General features: G+C 56.1%; 12 protein-coding genes. 2 read left to right on the forward strand and 10 right to left on the reverse strand.

Annotation, left to right across the window (positions count from 1 at the left end; all coding sequences use genetic code 11):
- Positions 1–171: 171 nt before the first annotated feature.
- From RYA97_RS13605 to RYA97_RS13615, 3 genes are all read right to left on the reverse strand, one after another.
- Complete coding sequence (locus tag RYA97_RS13605; protein WP_004663257.1) at positions 172–1,269, reverse strand: polyamine ABC transporter substrate-binding protein; 1,098 nt, start codon at positions 1,267–1,269, stop codon at positions 172–174.
- Positions 1,270–1,410: 141 nt separating this feature from the next.
- Entirely contained in the window at positions 1,411–2,778 is a 1,368-nt protein-coding gene (locus RYA97_RS13610; RefSeq protein ID WP_005758606.1) for an aspartate aminotransferase family protein, read from the reverse strand.
- A gap of 69 nt (positions 2,779–2,847) precedes the next feature.
- Positions 2,848–4,206 carry a glutamine synthetase family protein gene (locus RYA97_RS13615; RefSeq protein WP_002555767.1) on the reverse strand — a complete coding sequence of 453 codons (1,359 nt, stop codon included), beginning with the start codon at positions 4,204–4,206 and terminating at the stop codon, positions 2,848–2,850.
- Positions 4,207–4,799: 593 nt separating this feature from the next.
- On the opposite strand from RYA97_RS13615, the gene RYA97_RS13620 reads away from it, so the two are divergent.
- Both RYA97_RS13620 and RYA97_RS13625 read left to right on the forward strand, forming a co-directional pair.
- Positions 4,800–6,176, forward strand: coding sequence for a glutamine synthetase family protein (locus tag RYA97_RS13620; protein WP_003413528.1), 1,377 nt, complete (start codon positions 4,800–4,802; stop codon positions 6,174–6,176).
- Between the two features lie 219 nt (positions 6,177–6,395).
- Positions 6,396–7,028: a TetR/AcrR family transcriptional regulator gene (locus RYA97_RS13625; protein ID WP_004655040.1), complete on the forward strand. Its 633-nt coding sequence runs from the start codon at positions 6,396–6,398 to the stop codon at positions 7,026–7,028.
- A 6-nt stretch (positions 7,029–7,034) separates the two neighbouring features.
- Here the strand turns inward: RYA97_RS13625 and RYA97_RS13630 are convergent, their stop codons facing one another.
- The 7 genes from RYA97_RS13630 to RYA97_RS13660 form a co-directional block, all read right to left on the reverse strand.
- Positions 7,035–8,081 (reverse strand): RHS repeat-associated core domain-containing protein, encoded by a 1,047-nt coding sequence (locus RYA97_RS13630; protein WP_044295144.1) that lies wholly within the window; start codon positions 8,079–8,081, stop codon positions 7,035–7,037.
- Between the two features lie 133 nt (positions 8,082–8,214).
- A complete protein-coding gene (locus RYA97_RS13635) occupies positions 8,215–8,430 on the reverse strand; it encodes a molybdopterin-binding protein (RefSeq protein ID WP_002555770.1) in 216 nt (71 codons plus the stop codon).
- Positions 8,431–8,456: 26 nt separating this feature from the next.
- Positions 8,457–9,269, reverse strand: coding sequence for an aliphatic sulfonates ABC transporter ATP-binding protein (gene ssuB, locus RYA97_RS13640; RefSeq protein WP_010195713.1), 813 nt, complete (start codon positions 9,267–9,269; stop codon positions 8,457–8,459).
- Entirely contained in the window at positions 9,266–10,063 is a 798-nt protein-coding gene (ssuC, locus tag RYA97_RS13645) for an aliphatic sulfonate ABC transporter permease SsuC (RefSeq protein WP_004655051.1), read from the reverse strand. Before ssuC ends, ssuB begins: the two co-directional genes overlap by 4 nt.
- Positions 10,064–10,091: 28 nt before the next feature.
- Complete coding sequence (locus RYA97_RS13650) at positions 10,092–11,057, reverse strand: sulfonate ABC transporter substrate-binding protein (protein WP_002555773.1); 966 nt, start codon at positions 11,055–11,057, stop codon at positions 10,092–10,094.
- A 786-nt stretch (positions 11,058–11,843) separates the two neighbouring features.
- Complete coding sequence (locus tag RYA97_RS13655; protein ID WP_004655053.1) at positions 11,844–12,482, reverse strand: peroxiredoxin; 639 nt, start codon at positions 12,480–12,482, stop codon at positions 11,844–11,846.
- A 169-nt stretch (positions 12,483–12,651) separates the two neighbouring features.
- Positions 12,652–13,998 (reverse strand): OprD family outer membrane porin, encoded by a 1,347-nt coding sequence (locus RYA97_RS13660; RefSeq protein ID WP_005781600.1) that lies wholly within the window; start codon positions 13,996–13,998, stop codon positions 12,652–12,654.
- Between the last annotated feature and the right edge of the window lie 231 nt (positions 13,999–14,229).

Consider the following 14,229-nt stretch of genomic DNA (forward strand, 5'->3'; position numbering starts at 1 on the left):
AGAATGAGTCCTTTTAACAGAGGGGCCTGAGCGCCGGAGGGCGTCCGGAAAACCAAACCGGCGCGCAACTTACCGTCTATGCGTCCAACCAGCAAAGGTTTAGGCAATATTCCTGTCTGTTGGAGGCTGCGCAGCCAAGGCTACGCAGCATCCACAGGTTTGATGACAGGCTTATTTACCTGACTTTATCTTGGTCCAGCTGCGGGTCATGATCCGCTGCGTGGCAGCAGGCAAGTCCGCGATTGCATACAGTTTGGCCTGTACGTCGGCAGGCGGATAAACGCCAGGATCACTGGTGATTTCCTTGTCGACCAGTGCCGTCGCTGCCGCGTTACCATTCGGGAAGCGCACTGCGTTGGTGATCTCGGCCATGATTTCCGGCTTCATCAGGAAGGTCATGAACTTGTAGGCACCTTCAACGTTTTCGGCATCCTTGGGAATGGCGACCATGTCGTAGAAGCTACCGGCACCTTCTTTGGGAATGTTGTAAGCAACTTTTACCTTGCCACCGGCTTCCGCAGCACGGGACTTGGCCTGATAGATGTCACCCGAGTAGCCGACTGCGACGCAGATATTGCCGTTGGCCAGGTCCGAGATGTACTTGGACGAGTGGAAATAGCCAATCGACGGACGAATCTTCATGAACAGCGCTTCAGCCTCGGCGAGCTGCTTCTTGTCCTGAGAGTCTGTCGGGTAGCCCAGGTAATGCAGGGCAATCGGCAGCATTTCGGTCGGCGAATCGAGGAAGCTGATGCCGCACGACTTCAACTTGGCAGCGTTCTCCGGCTTGAACAGCAGGTCCCAGGAATTGACCGGCGCATCGGCGCCCAGCGCAGCCTTGACCTTGTCCGGGTTGATGCCGATACCGATCGAACCCCACATGTACGGGAATGCGTGCTTGTTGTCCGGGTCGCTGACCGAAACGGCTTTGAGCAACGATTCGTTGAGGTTTTTCCAGTTCGGCAGTTTGGATTTGTCCAGTTCCTGGTAGACGCCCGCCTTGATCTGCTTGGCCAGGAAGTTGTTGGACGGCACAACGATGTCATAGCCGGACTTGCCGGCGAGCAATTTGGCTTCCAGCGTCTCGTTGCTGTCGAAAACGTCGTAGACCACCTTGATGCCCGATTCTTTCTCGAACTTGGCAACGGTGTCCGGCGCGATGTAATCGGACCAGTTATAGACGTGCAGCACTTTATCATCGGCCTGCGCAGCGGCGGCCACAACGCCCATCAGGGACAGCGCGAGAAGGGTCTTGCCAAATTTTTTCATGCGTAGCTCCAATGTATTTTTATCACTGACCGTCAGTTAGCGGCTTGTAGCCATTAGTCTGGCAACTTCCAGGGCAGGCTTTCAAGCCGACACCCGTTAAACAACGCACATTGCGCTTGAATCGACCCTTTTTTTGCGGATTCAGCCCTGCAATACCGCCAGCGTCAGATCCAGGCATTTGCGAGCCTTTTCCACCAGTTCGTCGATTTCCGCAAAACTGATCACCAGTGGCGGCGCAATGATCATCGTGTCGCCCACGGCCCGCATGATCAGGCCATTATCGAAGCAGAAGGTTCGACAGATCATCCCGGCGCCCTTGTCGGTGTAGCGCTCGCGAGTGACCTTGTCCTTCACCAGTTCGATGGCCCCCAGCAGCCCGACGCCACGGACCTCGCCCACCAGCGGATGATCGCTCAACTCGCGCAAACGCTTTTGCAAATACGGTGCCGTTTCCGACTTGACCCGTTCGACGATCTTTTCTTCGCGCAGGATACGTATGTTCTCCAGCGCAACGGCTGCCGCCACCGGATGCCCGGAGTAGGTAAAGCCATGATTGAAATCACCGCCCTCGTTGAGCACCGCAACGATTTCATCACGCACGATCAGGCCGCCCATCGGCACGTACCCGGAGGTGAGCCCTTTGGCGATGGTCATCATGTCGGGTTTGAGGCCATAAAAATCGCTACCGAACCACTCACTGGTGCGGCCGAAGCCACAAATCACCTCATCGGCGGCGAAAAGGATGTCGTAGCGGGAAAGGATCTCCTTGATCTTCGGCCAGTAGGAATCAGGCGGCACGATCACACCGCCTGCGCCCTGAATCGGTTCGGCAATGAATGCGCCGACATTCTCGACGCCCAGCTCGATAATTTTCTTTTCCAGTTGCTCGGCAGCCCACACACCGAACTCGTCCGGCGTCATGTCACCGCCTTCGCCGAACCAGTAGGGCTGCGGAATGTGGACAACACCCGGAATCGGCAGGTCGCCCTGCTCGTGCATGTAGGTCATGCCTCCCAGGCTGGCACCGGCGACGGTGGAGCCGTGGTAGCCATTGACGCGGCTGATGATGGTTTTCTTGTCTGGCTGGCCTTTTAGAGCCCAGTAATGACGAACCATGCGTAACATCGTGTCATTGCCTTCAGAACCTGAACCGGTGAAGAACACATGATTCATGCCCTGCGGAGCGATTTCGGAAATGGCTTTAGCCAGTTCCAGCACCGGCGGGTGGGCGGTCTGGAAAAACAGGTTGTAATAAGGCAGCTCACGCATTTGTTTGCTGGCAGCGTCGGCCAGTTCTTCCCTGCCGTAACCAATGGCTACGCACCACAGGCCGGACATGCCATCGAGGATCTTGTTGCCCTCGCTGTCCCACAAATAAACGCCCTCGGCACGGGTAATAATACGCGGGCCTTTCTCTTTCAATTGTTTGTAGTCGCTGAACGGTGCCAGGTGATGCTCGCTGCTCAAGGCCTGCCATTCGAGGGTTTGCGGATTATTGTGGGCACTCATGCAGCACTTCCTTTAATTCAGGTCAGTTATCAGAGCGCCGCATACCTGCTGCTGCGGCGCTCTGCGTGATCAGACGGCGAAAAGCAGGAATTCCCGCTCCCACGAACTGATCACGCGCTTGAAGTTTTCATGCTCGGCGCGCTTGACCGCGACGTAACCGATGATGAATTTCTTGCCCAGGTATTTTTCGATGGTCTTGCTGTTTTCCATACGCTCCAGCGCGTCTTCGATGGTCAACGGCAGACGCAGGTTGCGACGCTCGTAGCCACGCCCGACCACCGGCGCGCTCGGGTTGATACCTTCGACCATGCCGATGAAGCCGCACAGCAGACTGGCGGCGATGGCCAGATAGGGGTTGGCATCGGCACCTGGCAGACGGTTTTCCACGCGACGGTTCTGCGGCACAGCGTCCGGCACACGCAGGCCGACGGTACGGTTCTCTTCGCCCCACTCGACGTTCACTGGTGCCGAGGTGTCGGGCAGAAAGCGGCGGAACGAGTTGACGTTGGGGGCGAACAGCGGCAATAGCTCGGGGATGAACTTCTGCAGACCACCAACGTGGTTCAGAAACAGCTCGCTCATGGTCCCGTCTTCATTGGAGAAGATGTTCTTGCCGGTCTCGATGTCGATGATGCTCTGGTGCAAGTGCATGGCACTGCCTGGCTCGCCGGTCATCGGCTTGGCCATGAAGGTCGCCGCGACGTCGTGCTTGAGCGCGGCTTCGCGCATGGTGCGCTTGAACACCAGAATCTGATCAGCCAGCGACAGGGCATCACCGTGACGGAAGTTGATTTCCATCTGCGCTGTGCCGTCTTCGTGAATCAGCGTATCCAGATCCAGATTCTGCAGCTCGCACCAGTCATAGACGTCTTCGAACAGCGGATCGAATTCGTTGGCCGCTTCGATCGAGAACGACTGACGGCCGGTTTCCGGTCGCCCGGAGCGCCCGATCGGTGGCTGTAGCGGATAGTCCGGGTCGTCGCTACGCTTGGTCAGGTAGAACTCCATCTCCGGCGCCACGATTGGCTGCCAGCCCTGATCGGCGTAAAGCTTGAGGACCTTCTTCAACACGTTGCGCGGCGACAGCTCGATGGGGTTGCCCTGCTTGTCGTAGGTGTCGTGAATCACCTGCGCAGTGGGCTCGACTGCCCAGGGCACCAGGTACACCGCGTTCTGGTCGGGACGGCAGATCATGTCGATGTCTGCCGGGTCCAGCAGCTCGTAGTAAATATCGTCTTCTACGTAGTCGCCGGTCACCGTCTGCAACAGCACGCTTTCAGGCAGACGCATGCCTTTTTCAGCGATGAACTTGTTGGTCGGCGAGATCTTGCCGCGGGTGATGCCGGTAAGGTCGGACATCATGCATTCGACTTCGGTAATCTTGTGTTCTTTCAACCAATCGGTGAGCTGGTCGAGGTTGGTACTCATAAATACCTCAGGGTTTTATTGTCCTGATCGTGATCAGGCGTTCCAGACGCATCGGCGTCATGTTGTACAACTCGTTTCGGCAGACGCCGATTAGGGGTAAGGTGACAGCTGCGGGGCCGGATTTCCAGACGACCGCGGTCACACTGACGAAGCCGTTATAGTGGTAATGTCCAGCATTGAGAGTAGAGCAGACTGGCTTCGATAGCCGTTCAGGGATGTCGCAAGGTGTGGCAACCCACCACGAGCACCGATATCACAGGCATGATGAGCGCTGTACGGACTTGATAGTCGCGTGTCGACCAGGGAAAGGTGAAGCATTGGACCCCCGCTATTGTTGCTCTACTGGGTTGCGATCGAGCTTAGCCTCGTTCATTTTTTTATACAACAACCCGTTAAAAATAGAAGACAGGCCGCTCTAGCTTGTATTTAACGACGGTCAGAAACGGAATAAAACGCCCTAAATAGCGGCAAAAAAGGCCATATGGCGCAGTTTTAGGGCAAAAAAGGCTCTATTGACTTCATCATGGCTTTCGGATTGACTGAGATCCGCAATCATTGATGATTGATATTTTTAACAACAAAGGTGTTGCATCATGTCGGTACCCCCGCGTGCCGTTCAGCTTAACGAAGCGAACGCGTTCCTTAAGGAACATCCTGAGGTTCTGTACGTTGACCTTCTGATTGCAGATATGAATGGTGTGGTGCGTGGCAAACGCATCGAACGCACCAGCCTCCATAAGGTTTACGAGAAAGGCATCAACCTGCCGGCCTCTTTATTTGCTCTGGATATCAATGGCTCCACGGTAGAAAGCACCGGCCTGGGCCTGGATATCGGTGATGCTGACCGAATCTGTTATCCCATCCCCGACACCCTGTGCAACGAGCCATGGCAAAAGCGCCCTACTGCGCAATTGCTGATGACCATGCACGAACTCGAAGGCGACCCGTTTTTCGCCGACCCGCGTGAAGTATTGCGCCAGGTCGTCGCCAAGTTCGACGAAATGGGCCTGACCATCTGCGCCGCATTCGAGCTGGAGTTCTACCTGATCGATCAGGAGAACGTGAACGGTCGCCCGCAACCGCCCCGCTCGCCGATCTCCGGCAAACGCCCGCATTCGACACAGGTCTACCTGATCGATGACCTCGACGAGTACGTCGACTGCCTTCAGGACATCCTTGAAGGTGCGAAGGAGCAAGGCATTCCTGCCGACGCAATCGTCAAGGAAAGCGCCCCGGCACAGTTCGAAGTCAACCTGCACCACGTTGCCGACGCGATCAAGGCGTGCGATTACGCCGTACTGCTCAAGCGCCTGATCAAGAACATCGCCTACGATCACGAGATGGACACGACCTTCATGGCCAAGCCCTATCCGGGTCAGGCAGGTAATGGTCTGCACGTCCACATCTCGATTCTGGATCGCGATGGCAAGAATATCTTCACCAGCGAGGATCCCGAGCAGAACGCCGCATTGCGTCACGCTATCGGCGGTGTGCTCGAGACCCTGCCGGCACAAATGGCTTTCCTGTGCCCGAACGTCAACTCGTATCGCCGGTTCGGTGCGCAGTTCTATGTGCCCAACTCGCCGACCTGGGGTCTGGACAACCGTACGGTCGCCGTTCGTGTACCGACCGGCACCGCCGATGCCGTGCGTATCGAACACCGCGTTGCCGGTGCCGATGCCAACCCGTATCTGGTCATGGCTTCGGTACTGGCCGGCGTGCACCACGGCCTGGTCAATAAGGTCGAACCTGGCGCGCCGGTAGAAGGCAACTCGTACGAGCAACACGAACAAAGCCTGCCAAACAACCTGCGCGACGCACTGCGCGAGCTGGACGACAACCCGGTGATGGCCAAGTACATCGACCCAAAATACATCGACATTTTTGTCGCCTGTAAAGAGAGCGAGCTGGAAGAGTTCGAACACTCCATCTCCGACCTCGAGTACAACTGGTACCTGCACACCGTCTGATTGAGGCTGAGCAACATAAAACGCCGCAAAGCCTTGAGCTTTGCGGCGTTTTTGTTTGCGCCCGGAGCACCTCTCGCGCCGCATAATCAGGAGAGAACGCGGAGCGTCCAGAACTGCGCTACCACGCGGAGCGTGGGAGCGATAATCGTTTGGCGACGACAGAGATTCATCCAGTCAGAATCCCTTACAATGCCGTCAGCCCAACCACGAGCCACGCCCATGACACGCGCCGCCACGCCCCGCAAACCTCAAGCACGCAGCCAGGCCAGGATCGATTCGATTCTCGACGCCGCGCGCACGCTGCTCGCCGAGCAAGGGGTGGCCAGCCTGTCGATCTACAGCGTGGCTGAACGCGCAGGTATTCCACCCTCATCGGTGTATCACTTCTTCGCCAGCGTTCCGGCGCTGCTTGAAGCGCTGACCGCCGATATTCACGCGGCTTTCCGCGCCTCACTGCAAGCGCCTATCGATCACGACCAGCTCACCACTTGGCGCGACCTATCGCGTATCGTCGAACTGCGCATGCTGGCCATCTACAACGCCGACGCCGCCGCCCGCCAATTGATCCTTGCCCAGCACGGCCTGACCGAAATCAACCAGGCAGACCGCCAGCACGATATAGAGCTGGGGCATTTGATGCTTGAGGTCTTTGACCGCCACTTCCAGCTGCCTGCGCTGCCGGATGACGTGGACGTATTTGCGCTGGCGATGGAACTGGGGGATCGGGTGTATGCGCGATCAGTGCAATTGCATGACGAGATCACACCGCGCATGGCTGAGGAAGGGATGCGGGTGTTTGATGCTTATTTGGGGTTGTATTTGCCGATGTTTTTGGTGAAGCGAGTTATTTAAAGCTCACTATTCACGGATCTTCTTCACACCTTCATGATAAGGCGTAAAACGTTTGCTATATTTTCTTTTTCGCTCGATAAACCTGGCGTTCAGAATATTGTACCTCTCAGGATCAAAAGCACTGGTTCCTTTCGACGCCTCCATCACTTCGAGCGCTTTCACTGTAACATCCAACTCTTCTCGGAAGGTGGTTTCTGCCAACTTGAGTACGTCTGCTTTGCGCTGGCCAGCTGCACCAGATTTATAAAAACGATTAAAATTTTCACGTTTTTCTTTATAATTTCTGATCATGGATTTTAAAGTCCCGCCTGCACTCGGATCAACAGACGAGCTGGAAATTGAACTCTTACTTGCCAAGCCCACACCTGTTGATGAAGCAATGGGAAGCGAGGGAGTTGACGAAACAGTAGCAGAGGAATATGGCAATTCATCAACCATGCCAGGCAACTGTGATAACGGTATTTTTTTAGGCGCCAGTATAATTATTCCGGCGCGTAATAACTTATCAAGCAACCCAGCACTTATATGCCCCGACGGATCCCCAAACCCAACCGGATCCCCACCCACATAACCATAAGCATTCAACCCTCCCTCGCCAAACGGGCTCAGACTGTCCGGGCTGTTAAACCGCATCAACACCGGGTTATAAGCCCGATACCCATTCCCCAGCAGATAATGCCCGGTCGCCGGATCTCGTCGCTCGCCATTGAAGCCCAGCAAACTGGTTAGTCCGCTTTCAGCCGGATGATGTCCGTAGACGCTATACGCCATAGACTCAACCCCGGTGTTATCCACAAGTTGCAAAACTGAACGTTGCTGATCGGTCGCCAGCAGCGTCGTGTCCACTAGATCATCAACGTGCCGCTGTTGAGCCAATAGCCGGTCTTCATGCTGAAAGACCGTGCTCCGCAACGCCCCCTGAATCTCGGTCGCCAGAACGTTCTTCCGATAGAAGCGCTGGATATCTTCCTGCCTCACCGGCGAACTGGAAGCCAGACGGTCCAGCGGGTCGTAGCGATAGCGGCATAAAACTGCTTGGGCTGAAGAGGTCATGGCTGATGCTTCAAATAGAACCAGCTATCAGCATCCAGCAAAACCGATACTTCGCCTACCTCACATAATTGCTAGGTAAACAGCAAAAAACCCCGGAGGGTCAGGACCGTCCGGGGCGTTTTTTATTCATTGTTTATAGCTTGGCGATGGAGACTTCTGTCGACTTCACGAAGGCAATTACTTCGCTGCCGACGACCAGTTCCAGCTCTTTTACCGAGCGGGTGGTGATAACCGAGGTCACAACGCCGGAAGCGGTCTGTACGTCGATTTCCGACAGTACATCGCCGTGGACGATTTCCTTGATGGTGCCTTTGAACTGGTTGCGAACGTTGATGGCTTTAATAGTCATGGCATGTCTTCCTTTGGGGATCAGGGTTAATTTGCCCAGCGCAATTGCGTGGGCAGTGGCGAAAACGGTTCCGGGTCAGGTGGCGAACCCGGCAGGGCCAGCACACGGTTGAGCACTTCGGCCTCCAATGCTGCAAGGCGATGCGAACCACGAACACGCGGACGTGGCAGGTCGACCAACAGGTCTAGGCCGATCTGGCCTTCTTCGATCAGGATCACGCGGTCGGCGATGGCGACTGCCTCGCTGACATCGTGAGTAACCAGCAGTACCGTGAAGCCGTATTGGCCCCACAGTTTTTCAATCAGTTGCTGCATTTCGATGCGGGTCAAAGCGTCCAGCGCGCCCAACGGCTCGTCGAGTAACAGCAGGCGCGGCTTGTGAATCAGCGCACGTGCCAGAGCAACACGCTGCTTCTGGCCACCGGACAATGCCGCTGGCCACTCGTTGGCGCGTTCGGCAAGGCCGACGGCCTCGAGCGCTTCGAGTGCTTGCGCACGCCAGTCGCCGCTCAGGCCAAGGCCGACGTTGTCGATGATCTTCTTCCAAGGCAGCAAACGCGCCTCCTGGAACATCAAACGCGTGTCTTCGCGAGCGTCGTCCAGTGGTGCAGAGCCTGCAAGCAATTGACCCTCGGTTGGCTTGTCGAGACCGGCAAGCAGGCGCAGCAAGGTACTTTTACCGCAGCCACTACGGCCGACGATGGCGACGAACTGACCGGCCGGAATATGCAGGTCGATGTCCTTGAGCACTTCGCGAGTGCCGAACGCTTTTTTCAGGTTGCGTACTGCCAGCGGAATACCGCGCAGCAAATGTGGAGGTTGCTGTTTCAGACTGGTCATGCGGCACCGCCTTTGCTCACTTGATAGGCCGGGTGCCAGCGCAGGCACACACGTTCAAGGCCTCGCGCCGCAAGATCAGCCAGTTTGCCGAGGACTGCGTACAACACAATGGCCAGTACCACGATGTCGGTTTGCAGGAATTCCCGCGCATTCATCGCCAGGTAACCGATGCCGGAGCTGGCAGAAATGGTTTCCGCCACGATCAGCGTCAGCCACATGAAGCCCAGCGCAAAGCGCACACCGACCAGAATCGAAGGCATGGCACCTGGCAGGATCACATGCCGGAACAGGCTGAAACCTGACAGGCCATAGCTGCGGGACATTTCTACCAGCGCCGGATCGATGTTGCGGATGCCGTGGTAGGTATTCAGATAAATAGGGAACAGCGTGCCCAGCGCGACCAGAAATATCTTCGCTGTCTCGTCGATGCCGAACCACAGGATGACCAGCGGAATAAGCGCCAGGTGCGGCACGTTACGGATCATCTGCACCGAGCTGTCCAGCAGGCGCTCGCCCCATTTGCTCAGGCCGGTGATAAAGCCCAGAGCCAGACCGATGCCGCCGCCGATGGCGAAACCGATCCCGGCACGCCAGCCGCTGATAGCCAGGTGGGTCCAGATTTCGCCACTCGCGACCAGATTGATACCCGCCTCAATGACTGCGCTGGGTGCGGGCAGAATGCGTGTGGATAACCATCCGGCGCTGACAGACAGCTGCCAGACGGCCAACAACAGGACTGGAAGTGCCCAGGGCGCCAGTCGGTGAATGATGCGTTGCGAAGCACTGAGGCTCATGGAGTTGTCTCCTCGAAGGGCCTGACGATCACTGTGCTTGAGCAACAGCAGCAGGAGGTGTCCAGACCACATCAGCAATGCTGAGCGGCTTCGGAATCAGTTTGAGCTGGTAGAAGGTGTCAGCAATTTTCTGCTGCGCCGCTACAACCGGCGGAGTAATAAACAGCGCACCGTAGCCCTGGCGTTTTACCGAGGTCAGGGTGATGTCGGCGGGCAGCCCCAGCAACGGCGCAACCTGTTTGGTCACTTCGTCAGGGTGAGCCTTGGACCATTCGCCCACTGCACGAACTTCTTCGATCAAGGCTTGAATCACCTTCGGATTCTTTTGTGCGTAAGGCTTGGTCGCCAGATAGAACTGGTGGTTGTCGACGATGCCGGTGCCGTCTTTCAAGGTCCGCGCCTGCAATTGCTTTTCAGCTGCGGCCTGGTACGGGTCCCAGATGACCCAGGCGTCTACGCTGCCGCGCTCGAAAGCGGCACGCGCATCGGCCGGAGGCAGGAAGACGGTCTGGATATCGGTGTATTTCAGGCCGGCATCTTCCAGTGCCTTGACCAGCAGGTAATGGACGTTCGAGCCTTTATTAAGGACGACTTTCTTGCCCTTCAGGTCTTTGACCGAAGTAATAGGCGAGTCTTTGGGTACCAGGATGGCTTCACTGGTCGGCGCTGGCGGCTCGTACGCGACGTACAGCAGATCCGCGCCTGCTGCCTGAGCGAAAACCGGTGGTGTTTCACCGGTCACGCCGAAATCAATCGAGCCCACGTTCAGACCTTCAAGCAACTGCGGACCGCCCGGAAATTCTGTCCACTGAACCTTTACGCCCTGCTCGGCCAGGCGCTTCTCCAGCGAACCCTTGGCCTTGAGCAGCACCAGCGTGCCGTATTTCTGATAACCGATGCGCAGATCTTCCGCCTGGGCCTGGGTGACCGCGCCAAGCGCGACCGCAGCAGCAAACAGAGCGACAAGGCCTCGACGCAAAATGACAGTGCGCATATGCGCTCCTTTAGCGGGTGTTGGGTAGTGCCTGCTCAGCCAGTCACAGACGAACAAGGCGGGAATAGGGACGACATTAACAGCACTTTTTTATATCTATAAATCTTATTTATTCATTTAGTTATTCCATAAATGAATATAAAGGACAGCACTATTTTTCAACTATCGTGCGGCGTACTACGGCGGCATGCCGTTCTGGACCCTCTGCGTCTGATCTTGAGTATGCGGCGTGGCGCATATCCATGACGCGGAGCGTCACCACAGGCATTCCCACGCTGGAGCGTGAGGAACGATGATCTCAACTATCGTGCGACGCTCTGCGTCCGATCTTGAACAGGCGGCGGGGCGAAGATCTGTGACGCGGAGCGTTACTCGCGGCATTCGTACGCTGGAGCGTGAGGAACGATGATCTCGACTATCGTGCGACGCTCTGCGTCCGATCTTGAACAGGCGGCGGGGCGAAGATCTGTGACGCGGAGCGTTACTCGCGGCATTCGTACGCTGGAGCGTGAGGAACGATGATCTCGACTATCGTGCGACGCTCCGCGTCCGATCTTGAACAGGCGGCGGGGCGAAGATCTGTGACGCGGAGCGTCACCACAGGCATTCCCACGCTGGAGCGTGAGGAACGATGATCTCGACTATCGTGCGACGCTCCGCGTCGCATGCCGTTCTGGACGCTCTGCGTCCGCGCTTGATCAAGCGACGCAGTCGGCGGCTATGAGGGAGGAATAAAAAAGGGCCGATGAATCGGCCCAAATAACCCCACGCTTGGTAGATCGAAAATTAGCGGTTTGGCTGAGGTGTCAGGCGCAGATAAGGCGTGACGGCCTTGTAGCCCTTGGGAAAGCGTTCTTTGATCTCGGCTTCGTCTTTGATCGACGGCACAATCACTACATCATCGCCGTCCACCCAGTTGGCGGGCGTGGCAACCTTGTAGTTGTCGGTCAATTGCAGCGAGTCGATAACGCGCAGAATCTCGTGGAAATTACGCCCGGTACTCGCCGGATACGTAATCGTCAGGCGCACTTTCTTTTTAGGGTCGATCACAAACAGCGAACGCACAGTCAGTGTGTCGCTGGCATTGGGATGAATAAGGTCATACAGGTCGGAAACCTTGCGGTCGGCATCGGCCAGAATCGGGAAGTTAACCTGGGTGTTTTGCGTGGTGTTGATGTCGTCGATCCACTTGATGTGCGAGTCAACCGGGTCTACCGACAGCGCAATGGCTTTTACACCGCGCTTGGCAAACTCGTCTTTCAATTTGGCGGTGAAGCCCAGCTCAGTGGTGCAGACAGGTGTGAAGTCTGCCGGATGAGAAAACAATACACCCCAGCTGTCGCCGAGCCATTCATGGAAACGGATACGACCTTCGCTGGATTCCTGCTCGAAGTCAGGGGCGATGTCGCCAAGTCGCAGTGTCATGGTGTTGCTCCTTGTCTGTATCGGGTAGGCCTTGGTATGACGTTACTGTGCGCCCTGCTGAGAAAAGTTAAAAAGAATAAATAATGTGATTGATAGACCTGCCAGGAATATCAAAAAACAGGCAAAAGAAACCCCGCACCGGGCGGGGTTTCTTCAGGCTTCAGTACACTTACAAGAAGTTGTAGGTGTAGTTGAAGAGGATACGGGTTTGATCGGTGTCAGCAGTAGTAGCGACGTCACCGCGGAAGGTGCCGTGACGTACAGTAGTACCGAAGCCTTTCAACACGCCGCTTTGAATCACGTAGTCAACGCGCATATCACGTTCCCACTCGGAGTGAGTACCCAGATTGCGGTTTACGTCACGGATGTCATCACCGCTCAAGTAAGCAATCGCAGCCTTCAGACCAGGAACACCGACCTTGGCAAAGTCATACGAGTACTGACCGAATGTGGTGTTTTCACCAGCACGGTTGAAGCCGTTGATCATCGAATCGGTGAACAGGTAGAAGCTTGAACCGCCGTTACCTTCAGGACGACCGCGACCATCCACTACGTTACCTTGACCAAGGTAGACCATGCCGCCGCTGTCACCCACTTGCTGGTGACCGACCATGAGCGCGTGACCACCCAGGGAGTAAGTGAACATTGCAGACCAGGTCTGGTTGTCGACTTCACCGGTGTGAGAGGCGTAACCACCGTTGTTGTTGAAACGATAGCCTGCTGCGGCCTGGCTGTTTTTGCCGTCAGCGCTGCTGTTGAAATAACGCAGGTCAGTCTTGAAGGACTGGTTGTCGCTGATCGGGTAAACATGAACCAGACCCAGGAAGTGCTGCTTGTAGAAGTCTTCCAGGTTGGCGTAGTAGTACTGCAGGGTCAGGTCTTTGGTGACTTTCCAGTCAGCACCAGCGAAACGGAACTGGTCGGAGCCCTGAGTAGCACCGGCAACGGACAGGTCAGTCCAGTTGCTCGAAGCACGGCCGATGGACTTGTTCAATTGACCAGCGGTGAAGGTAACGCTGTCCAGATCCTTCGAAGTCAGGATGCCGCCCTCAAAAGCTTGAGGCAACAGGCGACCATCGTTGCTAACCAGAATTGGCAGGTTCGGTGCCAGAGCGTTACCGACCTTCAATTCAGTTTTGGAGAAGCGCATCTTGGCGTTGGCGCCGACACGGGACCAGTCGCTGACCGAAGAACCATCAGTATCAGTCGGAACAACAGTGTTGGCCGTGTTGACAGTGTGGTGCTGAATGCCGCCACCCAGGTGCAGACCCATTACAGCTTGTGCATCAAGACCAAAACCAACGGTGCCTTGGGTAAAGCCAGAGAGGTAGTCGAATTTCAGACCGGTAGCGGTTTCACGCTGGTCAGATGCACGAACGCCTTCACGCAGGTCGTTGTTGAAATACAGGGTACGAGAACTGACGGACGCTTTGCTGTCTTCAAGGAAACCAGCTGCACCGGCCTGCTGAGCCAATGCCGCGACGGTTACGGCCAAGGCCAGGGTGGACTTCTTCATTAACTACGCTCCTCGTGAATCTAATTTTTTATGTCTCCGGTGCCGGGCATTGCCCTGACCCAGAGATATTGCGAAAGGTGACAGTCCCGATCTGGAGATCAATGGATTCTGTACACCCCGACTTTTGACTAGACCGCGCATGTCGGTGGCCGTACGTTAGTGAAAATTCATCATGCTCAAAAGAAACCGTTTTGCAGGTTCTAAGAACAATCAGGCATATGTCACAACTCG

It is taken from the genome of Pseudomonas syringae group sp. 26L6 (assembly GCF_032587815.1).
GTDB lineage: Bacteria > Pseudomonadota > Gammaproteobacteria > Pseudomonadales > Pseudomonadaceae > Aquipseudomonas > Aquipseudomonas amygdali.